The sequence below is a fragment of the Microbulbifer sp. Q7 genome (assembly GCF_001639145.1).
In the GTDB taxonomy this organism is placed as follows: domain Bacteria; phylum Pseudomonadota; class Gammaproteobacteria; order Pseudomonadales; family Cellvibrionaceae; genus Microbulbifer.
This window is the reverse complement of record NZ_LROY01000001.1, coordinates 487720-508948: the sequence shown is the minus strand read 5'-3', so window position 1 is coordinate 508948 and position 21229 is coordinate 487720. Positions and strand designations below refer to the sequence as shown.

The window sequence follows — 21229 nt, the reverse complement described above, 5'->3', positions numbered from 1 at the left end:
TTTTCTGGCGATTTAATCGGCCTATACTGCCGGAAATGGAGGAGCAGAACCATGCAAAACGTCACACCCAACAGCGAAAACAGCGTCAGCCTGCGGCCCGCCGCACGTGTAGTGGCGGGGCATCCGTCCGCCGATGGCGCCGGCGTGAAAATTCATCGGGTGGCTGGATTCCAGTCCGCGGACTTCAGCCCGTTCCTGATGGTCGATGAGATACGCTCGGAAAATCCCGACGATTACATTGCCGGTTTCCCGCCGCACCCGCACCGGGGGATCGAAACGCTGACCTACATGCTGAGTGGCGAGTTTGAGCACCAGGACCACCTGGGTAACCGCGGTGCCATTCGCGAGGGCGGTGCCCAGTGGATGCGCGCCGGGCGCGGCATCATCCACTCGGAGATGCCCTCCCAGGGCGAGGGCGGTATGCACGGCTTCCAGCTGTGGATCAATATGGCGGCGAAGGACAAGATGAGCACGCCGGACTGGCGCGACCTGCAGCCGGAACAGGTACAGGAACGCACGCTGGACGCGCATGGCTCAATGATTCGCCTGATTGCCGGCACCTGGCAAATTGCCGGTGAGTCCGTATCCGGCCCGCTGCTGGATGCGGCCAGTGCAGCCTCGGTGGCCGATGTGCGCCTGGCGCCGGGCGCCGACGTTTCCCTGCCACTGCCCAGGGAGCACACCGCACTGGCCTATATCTACCGGGGATCGCTGGCCACCGAGCGCGGCACCGTGACCCGGGGCAATCTGGTGTTGTTTGGTGCTGGTGAATCATTACAATTGCGCGCGCCCGCAGACGGCGCCGGAAAAGGTACCGGCTTGTTGCTGCTGCACGGCGCCCCACTCAACGAACCCGTTGCGCACTATGGCCCCTTTGTCATGAACACCCGCGAGCAGATTGAGCAGGCGGTGCGCGACTACAATAACGGCACGCTGACGGACTGAGCGCAGGCGCGCTGGCCGCAACGCCAGCGTGCAACCGACCCAACCGAGGCACCCCCCAGGGCATGGACGTCTATTACACCTTCTGTTTTCTCGCGGCTGTGTCCGTGTTCCTCGGTTTTATCAATCAATACGTACTGCGCACCCAGACCACCATTGCCATCACCGCGGGCTCACTGGCTCTGTCGCTGCTTGTTACCGGTCTCGGCAAGCTGGAAATAGTGGAGCTGCGGGATTGGGTGGCGCAGCTGCTCCCGGTGATGAACCTGGAAGACCTGCTGCTGAAAGGCATGCTGGGCTTTCTGCTGTTTGCCGGCTCCCTGCATATCGACCTGTTGATGCTGCGCAACCAGAAGGTGGAAATCACCCTGCTGGCCATCGTCGGCACCCTGATTTCCACTTTCGCGGTGGGCTACATGATGTATGCCCTGTTTGCGCTGATCGGTATGCCGGTGGACCTGGTGTACTGCCTGCTGTTTGGGGCGCTGATCTCGCCCACGGACCCCATTGCGGTGCTGGCCATTATCAAGAGCCTGAAGGCCCCGGAGCAGGTTTCGATTCAGGTCGAGGGGGAGTCGCTGTTCAATGACGGTTTCGGCATGGTGGTGTTTGCGGTGCTCTACGCGCTGGCGTTTCAGGGCACCGAACCGACGCTGCCGGCTATCAGCCACCTGTTTATGGTGGAGGCGCTCGGTGGCATCGCGCTCGGGCTCGCGATTGGCGGCCTGTTCCACTGGCTGATCTGCTCCACCAATGACCACAGCCTGGAACTGTTGCTGACCCTGGTGATTCCCACCGCCGGTTTTGCCGCCGCCAACCTGCTGCACGTGTCTGGCGCCCTGGCCATGGTGGTGTCCGGTATCATTATCGGCAACTTCACCCGCGAGCGCGGATTTTCGCGGGTGAGTCAGCACGAGCTGGACAACTTCTGGACCATTACCGAGGAGTTTCTCAACGGTATCCTGTTCCTGCTGGTGGGCCTGTTCCTGATCACCATCGACTTCTCGCCCATCGACTATGTGCTGATCGTCGCCGCGATCGTGATTGTGCTGCTGGGACGCGTGCTGGCGGTGGGTGTCCCGTTCCAGCTGCTCAAACGGCGCCGCAAATACCACCCCTACACCGAGCGGATTCTGATCTGGGGCGGGCTGCGGGGCGGACTGGCACTGGCGCTGGCGATGTCGATCCCGTCCGGCTACCTGATCGGCGATACCAGTAACGGCAGCACCCACGACTTGCGTCACCTGTGGGTAGTGATGACCTACGGCGTGGTACTCTTCTCCATTGTGGTGCAGGGATCTACCATCGCGCCGCTCATCCGCCGCAGCCGCGAAGCCGCCGATCCCGAGCGCGCCGCACCCACACCACAACCTGACTAACTGGCCGCCACGCGGCCCCGCGACAACCAGAAAGAGCGTTCATGCCGCACGACAATTTTTTACTTCAGACCGTCATATTTCTCGCCGCCGCCGTCTTCTCCGTGCCTCTGGCCAAACGCCTCGGGTTCGGCTCGGTGCTGGGTTACCTGGTGGCGGGGGTCCTGATTGGCCCCCACGCCTTCGGCCTGGTGGGTGATACCAGCGATGAGCTGCACTTCGCCGAGTTTGGTGTGGCGCTGATGCTGTTTTTGATTGGCCTGGAACTGCGGCCGAAGAAACTGTGGGCCCTTAGGGGGGCGATCTTCGGTACCGGTGGTGCCCAGGTGCTGCTTACCGCGGCGGCCGTGTGCGGGCTGGCGATGGCCATGTTCGGGCTGGACTGGCGCAGCGCCACCGCGGTGGGCCTGATTCTCGCGCTGTCGTCCACCGCCATCGTGCTGCAGTCGCTGTCGGAAAAGAACCTGCTCAAGACCGAGGGCGGGCGCAATGCCTTCAGCGTGCTGCTGTTCCAGGATATTGCGGTGATCCCCATTCTTGCGCTGCTGCCACTGCTGGCCACCGTGGAAGTGGCCACCGACCCCGACGCCCTGCAGGGCTGGACCTACGCGCTGGCGGTACTGGCGGCGATTACCGCGCTGGTGCTGGCCGGGCGCTACCTGCTGACCCCGCTGCTGCGGATGGTGGTGGGGTCGCGCACCCGCGAACTGTTTACCGCCTGCTCCCTGCTGATCGTGCTCAGCGCCGCCGCCATCATGAGCGGCCTCGGTCTGTCGCCGGCACTGGGGACGTTCCTCGCCGGCGTAGTACTGGCGGACAGTGAATTCCGTCACGAGCTGGAAGCCGATATCCAGCCGTTCAAGGGGCTGCTGCTGGGGCTCTTTTTCCTTGCGGTAGGCGCCAACCTCGACATCGCACTGGTGATGCAGCAACCACTGCTGTTGCTGGGACTGTTGCTGCTGTTGGTCACGGTCAAGTTCGTCATCCTGTTCGCGCTGGCGCGGGTGCGCGGCATGGCGCGGGGCGAGGACTGGCTGTTTGCCCTGTCCCTGGCGCAGGCGGGGGAATTCGGCTTCGTATTGCTGGCCTATGCCAGCCAGAACCAGGTGCTTCCGGCGGACGTCACCAGTGTGCTGATCGCCCTGATCGCGCTGTCCATGGCGGTGACGCCGCTGCTGTTGCTGGCCTATGAGCAGCTCATCCAGCCGCGGTTCTTCACTGGCCCACGCCTTCCAGATGTGCCCGACAGCGCCCCCAACGATGACGGTTCACCGGTGATCATCATCGGCTACGGCCGCTACGGCCAGATCTCCGGGCGCCTGCTGAACGCCTGCGGATTCGAGACCACGCTGCTGGAACACAACGCGGAACAGCTCGAACTGGTGCGCCGCTACGGTATCAAGGCCTACTACGGTGACGCCTCGCGGGAGGACCTGTTGCACGCCGCCGGCGCGGAAAACGCCAAGATCGTGATCCTCACCCTGAGCGACCAGGCGGCCTCGCTGGAGATTGTGAGCCGCATCCAGAATCACTTCCCGCACCTGACCATTCTGGCGCGGGCGCGCAACCGTATGCACCAGTACGCACTGATGGAAGCGGGGGTGAAATACATCTACCGGGAAACCGTCGACAGCGCCCTGGAAATCGGCGCCGGTGCCCTGCAGCTACTGGGGCTGTCGAAACACCAGGCCCAGCGCGCGGCGCGCAAGTTCAAGCAGCACGATCAGCGTATGCTGGAATCCCTGTTCCCCTACTGGCGGGATGAATCCCAGCACGTGGCAAAAACCAAAATCTACCGCGAGCAATTACTGCAGGCACTGCAGGAGGATCGCCGGGACCCGGACCTGCACCTGGATCACCACTGGGGCGATCACGAAGCCACCGCCGCAGAGAAGCAGCCGGCGCAGGGCCGCAAAGCGGTTCAGCCCGGCCTCTAGCCAACCGGGCCCGGTAGGATACCCGCGCGCGCCAACACATCCCGGTAGGGCTGCAGCTGCTCGGCAAACTGCTGCCAGCGGCCGCTGGAACGGGCGTGAATCGGTTCGCGCACCTGGGCCGCGCTGGCGGTTGCCGCGGCGCGTTCCGACCGGTGGAACTGCAGGCAACCGCTGGCGAAGGGCAGCCCCAGCCAGTCCAGCAGTGCGCGGGTCTGGCCTTCCGGGTCCGCCACCAGCTGGTCGTAGTCCAGGGTGTAAATTCGCTCCGGCATCAATTCCTGCCACTGCTGCATCAGCTGGTGATACTGCACGTAATACTCGCCCAGTTCCTGCAGATCGTAAGACCAGGGATACGCATCGGCGAACAATTGTTTGTAGATGGCAAAGCCGGCATCCATGGGATGGCGAGTAACGTGTACAAATCGCGCGCCGGGCAGGGCGCGGGCAATCAGTGGCAGGTAGAGAAAGTTGCCCGGCAGCTTGTCGGTAAACCAGCGCTGGTCGTTGCGCAGGTGCGCAATGCTCTGTAGGTAGCGCTGCCCCAGTGTGGCGGTAGAGCATCCGGCCACGGCGGCAATACTGTCGCGACTGATTAACGCCGCATCGCGACTGCCCGCGTGCTGCTTCACTGCCAGTGGCCACTGCACCAGTTCGCCCAGTGCCTGTACCTGCGGGTGGCTGCCAAGAATCTGCTCCACCAGGGTACTGCCGGTCCGCGGCAACCCCACAATAAACACCGGCGTTTCTCCATCGTCCCGGCCTGCGGCCTGATTCCGGTACCACTGATCTCCCAGGTGTTCGCGCACCGCGTCAAATATCCCGGTCTCCTCGTCACTGCGGTAATTCAATCGCTGCCGCTGCGCGCCGGCCCCGGCCTGGTAGTGCGCCCAGGCTGCTGGCCAGTCTGCGAGATCCTCACACAGCTTGCCCGCCGCATAGTGCACATAGGGCAGTGCCGCCGGCGACGCGCGTTCCGCGAGGGTGCGCAGGGTGCCCAGCTGGCCCCGGGTCTCATCGGGGTCCTCGGTGTGCCGGCATTTCGCCAGCAGCCAGTGACAGCGGTAGTGCTCCGGCGACCGCTGCAAGGCGCGCTGCAGAAGCTCGGCGGCTTCCGCGCGCTGTCCCAGAAATATCTGCACTGCCGCCGTATTGGCAAGAATACCCACGTCCTCGGGTGCGCAAACAAGCGCCTGCCGGTACAGCGCCAGTGCCTGTGGCTGGCGCCCCAGGTGGCTGTAGAGCGTGGCCAGGGTATCCAGTAACTGCGGGTCGCTGGTGATCTGCTCTTTGCACCTGTCGGCTTCGGATTCCGCCTCGGCAAACTGGCCGTTGGCCGCCAGTATCCGCGCAAGGTAGACCCGCGCTTCGCCAAACGAGGGATCCACCTTGAGGGCCGTGTTGAGCGCGCGCACGGCGATCTGCGCGTTGCCGCCCTCCAGCGCGGCGAGCCCCAGCAGGGTATGCGCTTCCGGCTGCCGCGGGTCGGTTTTCAGCACCGCGATACAGCGGGCGGACACGCTGCGCCAATCCCGGTTGGCGGCGGCCTTACGGGCGAAATCAAGCTGCTGGCGGATGGTGAGGTCAGACATAGCGGGCCATTCGGTATGGGTACACAGACACCGGTTGTAGCGGTTTTTTTCCTGCAGATCCAGAAACAAAAAAGGCGGGGCAAGCCCCGCCAAACGATCAACTCAGAGAAAGGATCAAAAGGATCAATCAGAACTCATACGCGAGGTTCACACCTACGGTACGCGGCTGGCCCACGTAGTAGAACTGGCCGCGCTCGCCGTAGCGCTTGGCACTGCGCACACCGTTGTAGTACAGCTCATTGGTGACGTTGTCCGCGAACAGGGATGCACGCCATTCATTCAGGCGGTAGTCCGCAGACAGGTTGAACAGGTGGTAGTCCTCGAGGGTTTCGTTATCGAAGTTACCGCCCTGACTATTAAGGCGCGTGTCCACCTGGTCCTTGTAGTAGAGGTTGCCGCGCAGGGTCAGCTCACCGGTGGGCACCGCCACGTTGTAGTCCATTGCCAGGTTGTACTGCAGGTTGGGCACACCCGGGAAGCTGTCGCCATCGAAACCACCGATTTCAGGCGCATCGCCATCCAGCGCGTGATCGTAGTAGGTCACCCAGCCGTTCAGCATCAGGTTGTCGGTGAGCGCGGCCTGGGTGGACAGTTCGAAACCGGTGATCTGGCCCTGGCTGGCGTTCTTGGTGATGTTGATCGCCGCTTCCTGGGACTTGGTGGGCACCTGCAGGTCGCTCCAGTCGATCATGAAGACCGCGCCGTTCAGGATGATGTTGCCACCGAGGGTAGTGTGCCAGCCCAGCTCGTAGTTCACCGCGGAATCGGAGCTGAAGGTCTGCTCGCTGTCCAGCAGCTGCGGGCCGGCATTGGTGCCGCCGCGGCGGAAGCCTTCGGCCACGGTCGCGTAGAACATGACTTCATCGGTGAAGTTGTAGGCGGCATTCAGCTTGAATACGGTGTCGTCGATCTCGCCATCACCATCGCGGCAATCCGCATCGGTGCCGGTGTAGAAGGGCAACATGGTGCAGTCGTAGGCGAATGCCTCTTCCTGCTGGAAGTAGCGGGCGCCCAAAGTGAACTGCAGCTGGTCGTTGGCGTGGAAGGTGGCCTCCCCGTACACCGCCTGCTCGGTGAAGGTACTATCCGCGTAGCGCCAGTATTCCAGGTCACCCAGACCGGTGGGGGACCAGTCCCATTCGTTCACCACAAAGTCGCCGAAGCCGGGAGCGTACTCACGGGCATCCAGCAGGGTGTCGGTTTCCTCGTAGTAGACACCGGCGATCCAGTCGAGCCACTCCGGGGAGTTCTCGTCGGTGGACAGGAAGCGGGTCTCATGCACCAGCGACTCGGACTGGTTGTCGTCCACGGTGTAGGCGGAGAACTGCGGGAAGTCGCAGTAGCCACTCCAGATGTCCACACACAGCAGGTCGGTCTGGTCGCGATTGCCGATACCTTCGTATTCCGCCACGGAGGTGGTGGAGAAAATTTCGATGGCGTCGCTGTTGTATCCCAGCTCCACGTTGAACAGGGAGTCCTTGTTCTCACGCACTTCGTTGTAACGCAGGGCGGAAGTGAAGTCGTCGCCGGTAAAGCCCGGGTTTACCGCCTGGCGGCCACCGGCCTTGGAATCCTGCAGGTAGTAGTTGGCCTGGGCGAAGAAGGTGTCGGTCGGCTCCCAACGCAGGGCGACACGGGCGGAAGTGGTTTCTTCGGTGTTGGCATCCTTGATCCGGCGCTCGTCATTGGAAACGCCCGGCTCAACCAGCACATTGTTGTAATCCACAAAACCTGCGTCGTCCACGCGCGTACCGGACACGCGCAGGGCCAGGGTGTCGGACAGCGGCAGGTTGAATACACCACTTACTTCACTGGAGAAACCGTCGCTCTCGCTGTTCTTGTACACCTCGGTGCGCACGGAACCCTCGGTAGCCTCGGTACTCGGCTTGTTGAGGATGTAGCGCAGGGTACCGGCCATGGCACCGCGGCCGTACAGGGTGCCCTGCGGGCCACGCAGGACTTCCACGCGCTCAATATCCACCAGCTTGAAATCGATCAGCAGCGGTGTGTCGTTGACGTAGCGGGAAATGATGTCCTTGCCGCCCTGGTTTTCTGAAGCCTCCAGGCCACCCACGTTCATGCCGCGCAGGGTCACCAGGCCGGTGCTGCGGGCGCCGGCATCGATCATCTGCATACCCGGAATGAACTGGGACATCTTGCTCAGGTCATCGGCGCCGATATCGTTGATGAACTCGCCGGTCACGGCGGTGATGTTGTAGGGAATATCCTGAATACTTTCGGCGCGGCGACTGGCGGTCACCACCACCTCTTCCAGCATTGCAGTCTTTTCTGTATCGCTCTGCGCCATTACGGCAGCAGGGGCGCAGTTGGCCATGGCAATAGCCAGGGCGAGCAGCTGTTTGTTGGACGGTTTCATCTCGGTACCCTCGGATGTGTCGTTGTTTTTGTAGAGTTTTTTTGTGTGTAAATTGCTGGTCTCTCCTCGACCGCTGGCGCGACGCACACGCGCGCGCGCCACCAAAACGAACTGGCCGAGAGAGGGAGCTGGAAAAATCAGGCAGGAAGGAGCCGCCCGCTACCAGAGCTGGTAACGGTCAACTAATTATCGAACCACTCACTGAGGTGGAAATCGCTGGCGCGCTTGCAGAGCGGGTCGCCCACAGCGCTTTGGAATCGCAACATAACGCCAAGTTTCTCAGGTTTACGCGTCGGTTCTACCGAATCGCGCAGGGAGACACAAGGCAAATCATATCGGCGGGATATTTTGTTAAAGTTTTTTGCCCGGAAGTAGCGGAATGTCAGGTTGTGCAGGTTCCGCCCACTATTGGAGTTGTGGAAAGACCGAGTAATCAATGCAGGACTTGCCGCACCAACTCGAATACCGATTGGTGCGCCTGGATAGATACATGGCGAATAACCCATGTGGTCATTTTTTTGCACCACTTGCTGTGAGTATTTCGCTGGCTTCCGTTTACTGGCTCTCTACCGACTTTCAATCTGATCCACGAAAATCAGCTCGCCCGTGTCGAACCCGAGTGCCGCGGCCCGGGACACAAAGCGCTGTTTGACAGCGTCCGGAACGGTGGGTGTACGCGAGAGTAACCAAAGGTAGGAGCGGTCGGGGCCGGAGATCATGGAATAGCGGTAATCGTCGTCCAGCTCGAAAATGATGTAGGAGCCGTAGAAGGGCCCAAAGAAGGAGACCTTGAGGTGGCCCACGTTCGGCGCGCCGACGAGATAGGCTTTGCCCTCGGCGTCTTGCCAGGTGCCTTTCTTCTCGTCATAGCCCCGGTTCACAACCCGAACCCCGCCATCGTCACGCACACTGTATTCCGCGGTCACCCGGCTCAGCCCGCGCTCAAACGAGTGGTCCAGACGCGCGATTTCATACCAGCGACCGAGGTAGCGCTGCAATTCAAAGTCATCGATGGGCTCCACGCCCTCTGGGATACCGGTGCAGGCCGTGAGCAGAGTGAGAAAGCACAGCAGCAGAATGTTCTGGATTCGATTGCGCACGGAGACCACCTTCGCCAAATTCATGTTTTCCACGGGTTGCTGCGATGGAAGGTCGCAACGTACAGGGCCTCGACCTTGTCCCGAGCCCAGGGAGTTTTACGCAGAAATTTCAAGCTGGATTTCACCGACGGGTCATTGATGAAGCAGTTGACCGGCACCCGCTCGGCGAGCCCGTCCCAGCCATAGTGCTGCTGCAGCTCCACTACGATGGCCTCCAGCTTGATGCCGTGCAGGGGATTGTTGGGTTGCTCATGGTGCATCTTCACGATTCCCAAGGAATAGGTGTCGGTTGTCCCGGGCAAACATGGCCAGGGTGCGCGGGGCTCTGCCGGTAACTTCCTGCACTGTTGCCGTCAGTGGCGGGGTGCCCTGTATACGCGGCAGGAAATGCAGCAGTGTGACGACCATCACCCAGGGGAGCTGTTCGCCACGCCGCAACCGGTCCAGAATGAAGGTCACTGGATTGCGGTTGGAATAGCGGATATCCGCTCCAACCGCACGGTTGATGGTCGCGGTTGCTTCAGCGAACCCGAGGCTTTCCGACCCGGTGACCTCGAGTACACGGCCGCGATATTCATCGAGCCGGCACATTGCACTGGCCGCCACTGCGCCGACATCTTCCACATCGACCCAGTTAAAGCGGGCATCTCCGGCGGGTAAACGGATATGCCGATTTACCAGCACATCGATTTTAAGGGTTGTTGTCAGGTTCTGCATGAAGTATCCAGGGCGGATTACGACATATGCCAATCCACTATGCGCTAGCAATCGCTCTATCTTGTGATGCGGTATCAGGCTGCTTTTTTCTGCTCCCTGAACCGATAGAAATACCACACCAGGTTTAGGCTCCAGACTGCAGCAGTAGTGGATCAGTGGGCGAAATATGCGATCGACATCCGAAATAGACGGTGGTCTCAACAGAAACAGACGATCACAGCCTGCAAGGGCCCGCGGCCAAGTGTGCTCACTTTCGAAGTCAAATGGTATCGTTTTCAGCCGGGTTGATCGCGGGAACTCCCAACGGACCGCTGCGGGATCGCGCACCCCGGCGACTACGGGAAAATCTCTCGATTGCGCACAAAGATGCCGCAGTAGCGAGCGGCCAACATTGCCGGTAGCACCGGTAACCAGGTATTTACCCATTCATCAAATATAGGCGGCGCTGTAAGCCTCTGCCTCGAGTGTTCACGGGTTAGTCGTGCTGTTGGTGATGGCACAAGCACCCGCTGGCTACTGCCTTACTCCCTTATTCGGTTGCCGCCTAAAAAGTGAAGTGGGTAGAACCGGCCGGCGACTCTACACTCCTCCCAAGCTCGGCACGGCCCACACTATCTCTTTTTTCACCGTGCATCGAGCGCAACCCTAGAGGTGACTCCATGACTTCGATGACATCTTTCTTCGCCCGCTTTCTTTCCGCCCCTCTACTGATTGCAGCCATGCTTGCCACGCCCCTTCAAGTGCACGCCGGTGATCATGGGAAAAAGACCATTGTCGAAACCGCTGTGGGTACTGAAGCCCTGTCGACGCTGGTAGCGGCGGTGAAGGCGGCAGAACTCGTCGACACGCTCAATGGCGATGGCCCTTTTACCGTATTTGCACCCACCAACGATGCCTTCGCGGCGCTGCCGGCCGGCACCGTGGACACACTGTTGAAACCTGAAAACAAAGCCAAACTGCAGAGCATTCTCACCTACCATGTGGTGCCGAGCAAAGCCACCGCGGAAGCGGTTGTCGGTCTGATCAAACAGGGCGGCGGCCACGCCAAGGTGAAAACTGTTCAGGGTGATGAACTGACCCTGCGTCTGGCGGGAGACAAGGTAACGGTGACTGATGCGAAGGGTAACACCGCAACCGTAGTAAAGGCCGACGTAATGACCTCCAACGGCGTGGTGCACGTGATTGATGGTGTGCTGATGCCCAGCAAGTAACCGCTGCACACCATCATGGTGTAGATGTGAGGTGTCGATACGAGTCGGCGGCCCGCTTGGGCCGCCGACTTTTCATTGGGGGTCTGCGGGTGCCTCAGGGGGCCAACCACCATTTCAGCAGCAACGAAAGACAACCCAGCACTGTCACACTCATCAGCCAGATCGCCAGCATCCAGCCCAACCGCTTCCAGGTCACCGCCGCTACCTTCATCAGTGGTACCCCTCGGTGCCGACTTTGCCGCGAAACACCCAGTAAGCCCAGCCGGTATAGCCCAGGATAACCGGGATGATAAACACCGCTCCCACCAGCAAAAACAGCTGGCTATCACGCGGGGCTGCAGCCTCCCAAAGCGTGACGGATGGGGGAATCATGTTAGGGAAAATACTGATGCACAGACCAATAAAGCCCAGCAGGAACAGTGCCAGCGCCATCAAGAATGGCAACAGTTCCCGACCTTGTTTCAGGCTCCAGAAAAGCACGCCGGTGCAGATAGCCACCAGTAATGGTACCTGGGCAGTCCACAGCACCTGGGGCATTTCAAACCAGCGTCGCCAATAATCATCTTTCAAAAATGGCGTTGCCGCACTTACCGCCACCAATGCCAGCACAGTGGCAATGGCCAGCCAATACGCCAGGCGATGGGCATGACGGTGGCATCCGCCCTCGGTTTTACGAATCAACCAGGTGGCACCCAGCAAGGCATAGCCGATCACCACCGCGACACCCGTAAGAACGCTGAACGGGCTTAGCCAGTCCAGCCAGCCACCCGCATAGGCGTTGTTCTCCACTTTGATGCCCTGAAGTATCGCGCCAATGGTGATGCCCTGGGCCAGGGCGGCCACAGTGGATCCCACGGTAATGATCAGATCCCAAAGCGGCTGATGGGCGGGATCCCGCCAGCGGAACTCGAACGCGGCACCACGAAATACCAGTCCCAGCAGCATCGCGATCATCAGCGGGTAAGTCGCCGGCAGGATGATCGCGTAGGCGAGGGGAAATACCGCCAGCAAGCCGCCGCCACCCATCACCAGCCAGGTCTCATTGCCGTCCCAGAATGGCGCGATGGAGTTGATCGCCTGATCCCGCTCGGTGCCCGGTTCCAGCACCGGAGAGAGAATACCCACGCCCAGGTCAAAACCGTCCAGCACCACGTAGGCGAATATCGCAAAGCAGATGAGTCCCGCCCAAATCAGCGGTAAATCAAGACTTTCCATGATCCCCCCCCTGCGGGTTCAGCGAGGTTGCTTGCAGGCTGGATGCGGGCGTAATACCCGCGGCATAGGTCGGAATGTTTGCCGGTTCCGGTTCGCCGGGATGGGGTGGACTCGCCATCATGCGCAGCAGGTAGTAAATACCCATGCCGAATATCGCCGAATAAACCACGACAAACGCGATCAGCGAGGCCGCTACCGCGGGCGCATCCAGCGGAGAGGCGGAATCCACCGTTTTCATCAGGCCATATACGGTATAAGGCTGTCGGCCCACCTCGGTAGTGATCCAGCCCGCGATAACGGCTACGAAACCTGCCGGCCCCATCAATACCGCCGCGCGGTGTAGCGCGCGCGACTTGTAAAGTCGCTTGCGGCGACGCGCAATCAGGCCGCATATTCCCAGTGCCAGCATGGCAAAACCGATCGCAACCATGATGCGGAACGACCAAAACACCACCGCCACCGGTGGCCACTCGTCCCGCGGAAAGTCCTTCAGGCCAGGCAGCGGTGCATTGAGATCATGTTTAAGAACCAGCGAGCCCAGCTTGGGAATGGCGACTTTATAGTGCACCTTTGCCGCCTCTTCGTCCGGAATACCGAACAGAATGAGCGGTGCTCCCTCTGGGCTCGGATCAAAATCCCCCTCCATCGCCAGCACCTTGACTGGTTGATGCTCCAGGGTATTCAAGCCATGCAAGTCGCCGACAAAAATCTGGATAGGTGTTACCAGCAACGCCATCCACATGGCCATGGAGAACATCTTGCGCGCCCCAAGATTGCTGCGGTCTTTCAACAAGTGCCAGGCGCCAACACCGCCCACCGCAAACGCGGTGGTGAGATAGGCCGCGGTCACTGTGTGTACCAGACGATAGGGGAAGCTCGGGTTGAAAATCACATCCCACCAGGAACCGTCGACAATAAACTGCCCCTGGTCATTCATGGCAAAGCCCGTCGGGGTTTGCATCCACGAGTTCACCGACAGGATCCAGAAGGCGGAAACAAAGGTACCCAGCGCCACCATACAGGTGGCAAAAAAGTGCAGGCGCTTGCCCACCTTGTTGATGCCAAACAGCATCACCCCGAGGAAGCCCGCCTCAAGAAAGAATGCTGTGATCACCTCATAGCCCATCAGCGGCCCGATCACCGGGCCCGCCTTGTGGGAAAACTCCGACCAGTTGGTGCCAAACTGGTACGACAGCACGATGCCGGAAACGACCCCCATGCCGAATCCCACGGCAAAAATCTTTAGCCAGTAGCGATACAGGTTGGCGTAGACGCCACGCCCGGTTTTCAGCCACAGCCCCTCGAGCACCATCAGGTAACTCGCAAGACCTATGGAGAAGGCGGGAAATATAAAATGAAACGACACGGTGAATGCAAATTGCACCCGTGCGAGGAAAACGGCGTCGAGATGTTCGAACAAAACCTGTGTACCCCGGTGACTGGTTTTATCTATCCTGATAAAAGTAGTCGCCAATGGGTCGCTGTACAGCACCGAAAGGTATGTTTTGTTTGACCAATGCTCAAACGCGGAAAATTATCGCTAAATTGCATTTTACCCACGAGCGCCGGCTAACGGAGGCTTAAGCTAGTTTGACCGCTTGTTTGATGATTGACGCTCGAAAAACTCCAGCATATCCCTTTCCACCGGCGCCTTGAAATCCAGTAGCCAGCTGAGAGAGCCGATCATGTCGATATGATCAACGCCCTCATAGATTTTTGCCTCTACTACACCACCGGATTTTTCAATTTTGTCTCTCAATCGATTCAGGTTGCGCTGAATCACATCGGTATCGTCGGCGCCATGCAGTAAAAGCATCGGCGGCTCGTTACCGCGGATATAGGTTGGCACCTGCATATTGGGATAATTGTCCGGCGGACCGAAAATGATTTTCAGATCCTCCGCCTGCGGTATGAAATCGTAGGGCCCGGCAAGACCGGCAAAGCCAGTGATAATGGAAAGCGGCTTGCCCTCGGCTTTCAGATAGTCGGGATTGGCGGAAACCAGCGCTCCCATATGCGCACCAGAAGAGTGGCCGGAAATATAGAATCGCGCGGTATCACCGCCATACTCGCCGATGTGATCGTGGGTCCAGGCGACCGCCTTGGCAGCATCTTCGACAAAAACCGGAAATTTTACCGCCGGATATTTGGAATAATCCGGCAAAACAACCACATAGCCCGCATCTGCAAATGTTTTTGCGACAAATGCGTACTGTTCTTTTTTACCAAAGGTCCAGCGGCCACCGTAGAAAAACACGAGCACCGGAGCCGGGGCGCTAGTTTCTTCCGGCAGGTAGATATCCAGTTTGTGCCAAGGCTCCGTGCCATAGCTGATATCCCGGTGCGTTTCGGGGCCTGCGAATTTCACCGGTAGGTTCGCCAGGAAAAACGCACCAGAGGAGCAGGCTGACAGCAACACCGTCGAAATACTAGCGATCAGTACTAATGTCAGTCTGCGTAACACCGATTTCCTCCTAACTGGAAAAGACGCCGTTACACATAACGACTTATTCAACGGTCACTGATTTGGCCAGATTCCGCGGCTGATCCACGTCGGTACCTTTCAACAAGGCCACGTGATAACTCAGCAATTGCAAAGGTACAGTGTAGAGAATCGGCTGCAGACTCTCCGGTGCATCCGGCACTTCAACCACCGTTAACCCGGACTCACTCTTGAATCCCGCTTCCGGGCTGGCGAACACGAAAAGTTCGCCGCCGCGCGCGCGCACCTCCTGCAGGTTCGACTTCAGCTTTTCCAGCAATTCATCGTTCGGCGCAACGACGATCACCGGCATATCCGCGTCTACCAGTGCCAGCGGGCCGTGTTTAAGCTCACCTGCGGGATAGGCTTCGGCGTGGATGTAGGATATTTCCTTCAGCTTCAGCGCACCTTCCAGCGCAATCGGGTATTCAACACCGCGGCCCAAAAACAGCGCGTGATGTTTTTCGGCGAAGGCCTCACTGGTGGTTTTTACCAGGGTGTCGAGGCCAGTGAATTTTTCCATCAGTGTAGGCAGCTGGTGCAGGGCGGTGATGAGCTCCGCCTCGCGCTCGCCGCTCATGCCGTTGGCCTTGGCCAGGGCGATGGAGAAGATCTGCAGGGCGACCAGCTGGGTGGTGAAGGCTTTGGTGGAGGCAACGCCGATTTCCGGGCCGGCTTCGGTCATCAGGTGCAGTTCGGATTCGCGTACCAGGGAGCTGTTGGGCACGTTGCAGATGGTCATGGAGGCGAGGTAACCGAGCTCCTTGGCCTGACGCAGTGCCGCCAGGGTGTCGGCGGTTTCACCGGACTGGGAGATGGTGACAAATAAAGTGCCCGGACGCACGGCGGTTTTGCGGTAGCGAATTTCGCTGGCGACTTCGACGGAGCAGGGGACACCGGCCCAGTCTTCAATCCAGTAGCGCGCGACCAGGCCGGCGTGATAGCTGGTACCGCAGGCGACGATCTGCACCTGTTTTACCTTCGGCAGGATTTCGTTGGCAGCGGTACCCAGTGCCTGGGACAGCACAGAGTGTTCTCCGATGCGGCCAGCCATGGTGGCTTCGACCACTTTGGGCTGCTCGAAAATTTCTTTCTGCATGTAGTGGCGGTAGCGGCCTTTGTCGGCGGCGTCGTGGCCGCCCTGCAGTTTGTGTACCGGCCGGCTCACTTCTTCGCCGGTTTTATCCCATACAGCAATACTGTCGCGGGTGACTTCGGCGAGGTCGCCTTCCTCGAGGAAGATAAAGCGGTCGGTAACCTGTTGCAGGGCCATGGGGTCTGAGGCGATGAAGTTTTCTTCGATGCCGACGCCGATCACCAGCGGGCTGCCAAGGCGGGCGCACACCAGGCGCTCGGGTTCGGTGGAGCAGACGACGCCGAGGGCGTAGGCACCGTGCAGTTTTTGGGTGGCGGCGGAGACGGCCTGCAGTAGGTCGCGGTTGTCTTTGGCGAGGTCGTGGATCAGGTGGACGACGACTTCGGTGTCGGTTTCGGACTGGAATTCGTAGCCCTTGGCGATCAGGTCGTCGCGCAGTTCCTGGTAGTTTTCGATGATGCCGTTGTGTACCAGGGCGAAGTTGCCGGAGGCGTGCGGGTGGGAGTTTTTGTCCGAGGGTACGCCGTGGGTGGCCCAGCGGGTATGGGCGATGCCCAGTTGGCCGGCGGTGGGGCTGTCGTCGAGAACGGATTCCAGATCGGCGACTTTACCCTGGGTTTTGCGCAGTTGCAGTTTGCCATCGCCATTGACGAGACACACACCGGCGGAGTCATAACCGCGGTATTCCAGTCGGCGCAGGCCTTCCAGCAGGATTCCAGTGACATTGCGTTGGGCCAGGGCGCCTACGATTCCACACATTTTCTTTAACCTCGTTTGTTAGTGCCTCCGGATCTTTTTGTCCGGTGGCGGTGACGCTACCGGATAAACCTTTGTGAGACACGCCGTAAACCACCATCTGACCGCCATGGATGGCGGAAATGCAGATTTTGCAGGAGCAAAAATCTGCCCTGGGGGCTCGGCTGCGGCCGTCCTGGCCGCAGACGGTCTCACAAAGGTTTACCCGGTATCGCCACCTTCTCGTCAAATTTCAGAGTGTTTGTTGCAATCCGTTTTAGCTTTAATTCACTTCTGCGCAGATGACGCGAAGCCCACGGCTTTCCAGTTGCGCACAAACCTTGTCGTCGATACCGCTATCGGTCACCAGCGTGCCGAACATTTCCCAGCTCAGTTCCAGATTCGGAATTCGTCGCCCAACCTTGCTGGATTCCGCCATTACCACCACTTCGCGGGCCACGTCGGCCATCACGCGGGACAAACCGATCTGTTCATTGAAGGTGCATGTGCCGCGCTCGAGGTCGATGCCATCAGCGCCGATAAACGCCTGGTCGAAGTCGTAGCCGCGTAACACCTGTTCGGCGACCTGGCCCTGGAAGGCTTCGAAGTGGGGGTCCCAAGTGCCTCCGGTCATGAGCAGGGTGGGTTCGTTTTCCAGTTCCCGCAGCTGGTTGGCGACGTGCAGGGAGTTGGTCATGACCACGAGGCCGCGCTTGCGGTTGAGCTCGGGGATGAGGCCGGTGGTGGTGCGGCCGTAGTCGATGACGATGCGGTTGTGGTCGCGAATGAGTTCGGCGGCGGCGCGGCCGATGGCGCGCTTGGTCTGGGACAGGGGGTCTTCGGCGACCAGTTCCCGGGGCAGGGGGATGGCGCCACCGTGGCGGCGCAGCAGCAGGCCGTTGTTTTCCATTGCCGCCAGATCCTTTCGGATCGTAACTTCGGAGGTTTCGAACTGCCGCGCCAGTTCTTCGACGCTGGCTTCACCGGCTTCGTTGATCTGGCTGAGTATCTGGTGACGGCGCTGCTGGGTGTTACGTTTCGACATAGTGAGTTAAGTTTCGATTCGAAAGTTAAGCATAGCAAAACGAAACGCGAGATCACACCCATGAATCAGGCGAGGTCCTCTTTAAGGGCTTTGAGGAATCGCGCCAGTTCGCCACCGGTGACGGCGCGGTGATCGGCGGTGATGGACAGGGGGAGCAGTTTGCGCACCCGGGCCTTGCCCTTGTGCGGCAATACGGCCTTGTGGGCCCGGCCGGCACCGACGATGCACACCAGTGGCGGGACAACCACCGGGGTGGCGAAGCGGCCGGCGAGACTGCCGAAGTTGGACAGGTGAATGGTGGCGCCCTGGAGATCTTTCTGGGGGATGGCACCTTCGCTGGCCTGTTGTTTAAAGCGGGTAATGCTGTCCAGCAGCGCGGTCTCGGTCTGGGCGCCCACGTCGCGCAGCACCGGCACGAACAGGCCCTTGGCGGTGTCCACTGCCAAACCCACGTTCACCGGGGTTTTCGGTTCCAGCACTTCGTTGTCGAAATGGGCGTTAAGGTTCGGTTCTTCGATCGCGGCGCGGGCAATGGCTCGCAACAGACGCAGGGTAGCGCTGGTGCCTTTGGGCCAGCCCGAGATATCCACCTCGTCGCACAGGGTCATGGGGCAGACCTGATCGCGGGCCCGGTTCATGGCGATGGTCATGGCCCGGCGCGCGGGGGCCATATCGCTTGCTACTGGGCCAGTTATCGACGATTCGTGTTTTTTTTCTCGATTTTCGTCGCCTATTTTCGATTTTTCGCTCCATCTCGGCAGGTTCTCGCCGCGGGCGGCGGCGCGGACTTCGGCTTCGCTGAAGCGGGCACCGGACGGGTGCAGGCTGTCGAGGTCGACACCGAGACGGCGGGCGAGTGCGCGGATGGCGGGAGTGGCGCTGCGGGGGCGGCTGCTTACGGGCCGCTGCTCCACGGCGAGAGCCTCACTGCCCTGTTCGATCTTGCCGACCACGGTGCCACTGTCGCCGGCGGCGTCTGTAGAGAGCGCCTTATGCGCAGGCTTCGGTCCCTCATCCGCGTCTTCATTCACCGCTTCATCGGCTTGCGCATCCGTGAACCCGATCAGCGGCTGCCCGGTTTCCAGGGTCTCACCCTCGGCGGCGAACAGGGTTTGCACGGTGCCGGCAAAGGGCGCGGGCACTTCCACCAGTGCCTTGGCGGTCTCCACGGTAACCAGCGTCTGGTCGGCTTTGACGCTGTCACCCTCCTGCACGTGCCACTGGCGGATGACCGCGTCCGGCAATCCCTCACCCAGGTCCGGCAGTTTGAAGACTTTCATTGGCCGCCCTCCTGCCCGCTTTGCCGCACATAATCCAGCGCCGCGCGCGCCCCGGCGAGGATTCGCTCAACCCCGGGCAGGTAGGCATTTTCCAGCTGGTAGTAGGGCATCACCGCGTCGTAGCCGGTCACCCGCTGCACTGGCGCATCCAGTAGATCAAACGCATATTCCTGGATCTGCGCGGCGATCTCCGCGCCGAGGCCACCAAAGCGCGCGGCTTCGTGCACGATCACACAGCGGCGGGTTTTCTCCAGGGAGTCGATGATGGTGTGGATATCCAGCGGTTTGAGGGTAGCGGGGTCGATGACATCGGCCTCGATACCTTCACGGGACAACTGCTCGGCGGCGGCGAGGGTTTCCTTGACGCTGGCACCCCAGGCAACCAGGGTCAGATCGCTGCCCTCGCGCAACACAAAGGCGCGGTCGAGTGGCAGGGCTTCGCCATCATCCGGCACCGGTTGTTTGGCGGCGCGATAGATACGCTTGGGTTCCAGAAACAGTACCGGATCCGGGTCGCGGATCGCCGCCAGCAACAGGCCGTAGGCGCGGGCCGGGGACGAGGGCACTACTACCCGCAGACCGGGGATATGCGCAAACATCGCCTCGGTGCTCTCACTGTGGTGTTCCGGCGCGTGGATGCCACCGCCGTACGGCGCGCGGTAAACAATGGGGCAACTGAGTCGACCGCGGGTGCGGTTGCGCATGCGCGCGGCGTGACTGAGGATATGGTCGAGGCCGGGGTAGATGAAGCCCATAAACTGGAACTCCGCCACCGGCCTCAAGCCCTGGGTGGCCATGCCCACGGCGATACCGGCGATCATGGTTTCCGCCAGTGGCGTGTCCAGCACCCGGTCGGCACCGTAAATTTTCTGCAAACCGTCGGTTGCCCGGAATACGCCGCCGTTCGCACCAATATCCTGACCGAACACCACCACTTGGGGATCGTTCTTCAGTTCAAACGCCAGTGCCTGGGTGACGGCTTCGACCAGCGTGATGCCGTTATCCTGCGCCGCCATCTATTCCGCCACTCCCTGCTGTTCGTCGCGCAACTGGTCGTACTGTTCATAGAGCCCCTCCGGCAGCCGCGCATAGAGATGGTCGAACATCGCGGTGACCGGCTCCGGAGCGCGGGACTCCCAGTTGTTCAGCGCCGCCGCCATCACCTGCGCCAGCTCCCGGTCCAGGTCCTGCTGCTTCGCGTCACTCCACAGGCCCTGTGCACGCAGATAGTTATCCAGCCGCTTTATCGGCTCCCACTGCCAGGCCTGCTCCAGCTCGGATGCGCTGCGATAGCGACTCGCATCGTCGGCGGTGGTGTGGTCGCACAGGCGGTAACTCATCGCCTCGACCAGCGCCGCGCCCTCACCCCGCCGCGCCCGCTCCATCGCATCGCGTACCGCCCAGGCCACGGCCACCACATCGTTGCCATCCACCTGCAATGCAGGAATGCCCGCGGCGATCGCTTTCTGGGCGATGGTCTGAGTGGCAGTCTGGGCGTTTCTGGGTACGGAAATGGCCCATTGATTGTTGTTCACCACAAACACCATCGGCAGCTTCCACACCCCGGCCAGGTTCATCGCTTCGTAGAAATCCCCTTTGGAGGTGGCCCCCTCACCGGAACTGGCGACCGCCACCTGCAGGGGCTGGTTGTTCTGCTGGTGGCGATATTTCAATGCAAAGGCAACGCCGGCGCCGTGCAGCATCTGGGTGGCGATAGGCACGCAGATAGGCAGATCGTTCGGCGCGTGCTGAAAATTCTGCCCGCGCTCGTCGCCGCCCCAGATAGCGAGGATTTCTTCAATCTCGACACCGCGCTCCAACAGGGCGCCGGTTTCGCGGTAGTAGGGGCAGTAGACGTCTTCGGCCATCAGCGCATTGCCGGCGGCGACGCCGATGGCTTCCTGGCCGAGGGTGGAGGGGTAGGTGCCGAGGCGGCCGGTGCGCTGCAGTTTGACCGCGCGATCGTCCACCAGCCGGGCCAGTTGCATCTGACGATGGCAGTGGCTGAGCCAGTCTGGGGTGGCGAAGTCGGGCAGGGGCTGGGTGGCCTGACCCTGTTTGTCCAGATACTGGAGGTAGGCGATATCGAAGGAAGCCTGAAGCTGCAGGCGGGGTTTGTGCATCGGC

At 60.6% G+C, this 21229-nt stretch carries 18 protein-coding genes; 4 read left to right on the top strand and 14 right to left on the bottom strand.

Annotation, left to right across the window (positions count from 1 at the left end):
• Positions 1-51: 51 nt before the first annotated feature.
• From AU182_RS01960 to AU182_RS01950, 3 genes are all read left to right on the top strand, one after another.
• Positions 52-945: a pirin family protein gene (locus AU182_RS01960; protein ID WP_066959875.1), complete on the top strand. Its 894-nt coding sequence runs from the start codon at positions 52-54 to the stop codon at positions 943-945.
• Positions 946-1007: 62 nt separating this feature from the next.
• Positions 1008-2321, top strand: a complete 1314-nt coding sequence (locus AU182_RS01955; protein WP_066959872.1) for a sodium:proton antiporter — start codon at positions 1008-1010, stop codon at positions 2319-2321.
• 41 nt (positions 2322-2362) lie between these two features.
• Positions 2363-4255 (top strand): monovalent cation:proton antiporter-2 (CPA2) family protein, encoded by a 1893-nt coding sequence (locus tag AU182_RS01950; RefSeq protein ID WP_066959869.1) that lies wholly within the window; start codon positions 2363-2365, stop codon positions 4253-4255.
• Here AU182_RS01950 and AU182_RS01945 read toward each other — a convergent pair.
• The 5 genes from AU182_RS01945 to AU182_RS01925 all read right to left on the bottom strand — a co-directional run bounded on the left by AU182_RS01945 (position 4252) and on the right by AU182_RS01925 (position 10464).
• Entirely contained in the window at positions 4252-5844 is a 1593-nt protein-coding gene (locus AU182_RS01945; RefSeq protein WP_153039087.1) for a sulfotransferase, read from the bottom strand. The genes AU182_RS01950 and AU182_RS01945 overlap by 4 nt on opposite strands.
• A gap of 127 nt (positions 5845-5971) precedes the next feature.
• Positions 5972-8221 carry a TonB-dependent receptor gene (locus AU182_RS01940; RefSeq protein ID WP_153039086.1) on the bottom strand — a complete coding sequence of 750 codons (2250 nt, stop codon included), beginning with the start codon at positions 8219-8221 and terminating at the stop codon, positions 5972-5974.
• Between the two features lie 566 nt (positions 8222-8787).
• Entirely contained in the window at positions 8788-9345 is a 558-nt protein-coding gene (locus AU182_RS01935) for a lipocalin family protein (RefSeq protein ID WP_193754270.1), read from the bottom strand.
• The gene (locus AU182_RS01930; RefSeq protein WP_066959858.1) at positions 9342-9581 is read right to left on the bottom strand and encodes a VF530 family DNA-binding protein; all 240 of its coding nucleotides are present in this window, start codon (positions 9579-9581) and stop codon (positions 9342-9344) included. Before AU182_RS01930 ends, AU182_RS01935 begins: the two co-directional genes overlap by 4 nt.
• Positions 9571-10464 carry an NAD(P)H-binding protein gene (locus AU182_RS01925; protein ID WP_066959854.1) on the bottom strand — a complete coding sequence of 298 codons (894 nt, stop codon included), beginning with the start codon at positions 10462-10464 and terminating at the stop codon, positions 9571-9573. The genes AU182_RS01930 and AU182_RS01925 overlap by 11 nt, the downstream gene beginning before the upstream one ends.
• 233 nt (positions 10465-10697) lie before the next feature.
• Between AU182_RS01925 and AU182_RS01920 the strand changes: the two genes are divergently transcribed.
• A complete protein-coding gene (locus AU182_RS01920) occupies positions 10698-11249 on the top strand; it encodes a fasciclin domain-containing protein (RefSeq protein WP_066959851.1) in 552 nt (183 codons plus the stop codon).
• Between the two features lie 94 nt (positions 11250-11343).
• On the opposite strand, the gene AU182_RS16355 is transcribed toward AU182_RS01920, so the two are convergent.
• The 9 genes from AU182_RS16355 to pdhA form a co-directional block, all read right to left on the bottom strand.
• On the bottom strand, positions 11344-11460 hold the full coding sequence (locus tag AU182_RS16355) for a DUF2474 family protein (RefSeq protein WP_085462357.1): 117 nt from the start codon (positions 11458-11460) through the stop codon (positions 11344-11346).
• Complete coding sequence (gene cydB / locus AU182_RS01915) at positions 11460-12464, bottom strand: cytochrome d ubiquinol oxidase subunit II (RefSeq protein WP_066959848.1); 1005 nt, start codon at positions 12462-12464, stop codon at positions 11460-11462. Before cydB ends, AU182_RS16355 begins: the two co-directional genes overlap by 1 nt.
• Positions 12451-13884: a cytochrome ubiquinol oxidase subunit I gene (locus AU182_RS01910; RefSeq protein WP_066959846.1), complete on the bottom strand. Its 1434-nt coding sequence runs from the start codon at positions 13882-13884 to the stop codon at positions 12451-12453. Before AU182_RS01910 ends, cydB begins: the two co-directional genes overlap by 14 nt.
• Before the next feature lie 165 nt (positions 13885-14049).
• The gene (locus AU182_RS01905; protein ID WP_227718082.1) at positions 14050-14928 is read right to left on the bottom strand and encodes an alpha/beta hydrolase; all 879 of its coding nucleotides are present in this window, start codon (positions 14926-14928) and stop codon (positions 14050-14052) included.
• A gap of 43 nt (positions 14929-14971) precedes the next feature.
• Positions 14972-16801 carry a glutamine--fructose-6-phosphate transaminase (isomerizing) gene (gene glmS / locus AU182_RS01900; protein WP_066959843.1) on the bottom strand — a complete coding sequence of 610 codons (1830 nt, stop codon included), beginning with the start codon at positions 16799-16801 and terminating at the stop codon, positions 14972-14974.
• A 259-nt stretch (positions 16802-17060) separates the two neighbouring features.
• Positions 17061-17822: a DeoR/GlpR family DNA-binding transcription regulator gene (locus AU182_RS01895; protein ID WP_066959840.1), complete on the bottom strand. Its 762-nt coding sequence runs from the start codon at positions 17820-17822 to the stop codon at positions 17061-17063.
• A 65-nt stretch (positions 17823-17887) separates the two neighbouring features.
• Positions 17888-19102 carry a dihydrolipoamide acetyltransferase family protein gene (locus AU182_RS01890; RefSeq protein ID WP_066959837.1) on the bottom strand — a complete coding sequence of 405 codons (1215 nt, stop codon included), beginning with the start codon at positions 19100-19102 and terminating at the stop codon, positions 17888-17890.
• Positions 19099-20118 (bottom strand): alpha-ketoacid dehydrogenase subunit beta, encoded by a 1020-nt coding sequence (locus AU182_RS01885; protein ID WP_066959834.1) that lies wholly within the window; start codon positions 20116-20118, stop codon positions 19099-19101. Before AU182_RS01885 ends, AU182_RS01890 begins: the two co-directional genes overlap by 4 nt.
• Positions 20119-21225, bottom strand: a complete 1107-nt coding sequence (gene pdhA, locus AU182_RS01880; protein ID WP_066959831.1) for a pyruvate dehydrogenase (acetyl-transferring) E1 component subunit alpha — start codon at positions 21223-21225, stop codon at positions 20119-20121.
• Positions 21226-21229: the final 4 nt, after the last annotated feature.

Coding starts and splice junctions, on each gene's coding strand:
- AU182_RS01960 (WP_066959875.1), top strand. CDS start 52: ATGCAAAACGTCACACCCAACAGCGAAAACAGCGTCAGCCTGCGGCCC.
- AU182_RS01955 (WP_066959872.1), top strand. CDS start 1,008: ATGGACGTCTATTACACCTTCTGTTTTCTCGCGGCTGTGTCCGTGTTC.
- AU182_RS01950 (WP_066959869.1), top strand. CDS start 2,363: ATGCCGCACGACAATTTTTTACTTCAGACCGTCATATTTCTCGCCGCC.
- AU182_RS01945 (WP_153039087.1), bottom strand. CDS start 5,844: ATGTCTGACCTCACCATCCGCCAGCAGCTTGATTTCGCCCGTAAGGCC.
- AU182_RS01940 (WP_153039086.1), bottom strand. CDS start 8,221: ATGAAACCGTCCAACAAACAGCTGCTCGCCCTGGCTATTGCCATGGCC.
- AU182_RS01935 (WP_193754270.1), bottom strand. CDS start 9,345: ATGAATTTGGCGAAGGTGGTCTCCGTGCGCAATCGAATCCAGAACATT.
- AU182_RS01930 (WP_066959858.1), bottom strand. CDS start 9,581: ATGCACCATGAGCAACCCAACAATCCCCTGCACGGCATCAAGCTGGAG.
- AU182_RS01925 (WP_066959854.1), bottom strand. CDS start 10,464: ATGGGTAAATACCTGGTTACCGGTGCTACCGGCAATGTTGGCCGCTCG.
- AU182_RS01920 (WP_066959851.1), top strand. CDS start 10,698: ATGACTTCGATGACATCTTTCTTCGCCCGCTTTCTTTCCGCCCCTCTA.
- AU182_RS16355 (WP_085462357.1), bottom strand. CDS start 11,460: ATGAAGGTAGCGGCGGTGACCTGGAAGCGGTTGGGCTGGATGCTGGCG.
- cydB (WP_066959848.1), bottom strand. CDS start 12,464: ATGGAAAGTCTTGATTTACCGCTGATTTGGGCGGGACTCATCTGCTTT.
- glmS (WP_066959843.1), bottom strand. CDS start 16,801: ATGTGTGGAATCGTAGGCGCCCTGGCCCAACGCAATGTCACTGGAATC.
- AU182_RS01895 (WP_066959840.1), bottom strand. CDS start 17,822: ATGTCGAAACGTAACACCCAGCAGCGCCGTCACCAGATACTCAGCCAG.
- AU182_RS01890 (WP_066959837.1), bottom strand. CDS start 19,102: ATGAAAGTCTTCAAACTGCCGGACCTGGGTGAGGGATTGCCGGACGCG.
- AU182_RS01885 (WP_066959834.1), bottom strand. CDS start 20,118: ATGGCGGCGCAGGATAACGGCATCACGCTGGTCGAAGCCGTCACCCAG.
- pdhA (WP_066959831.1), bottom strand. CDS start 21,225: ATGCACAAACCCCGCCTGCAGCTTCAGGCTTCCTTCGATATCGCCTAC.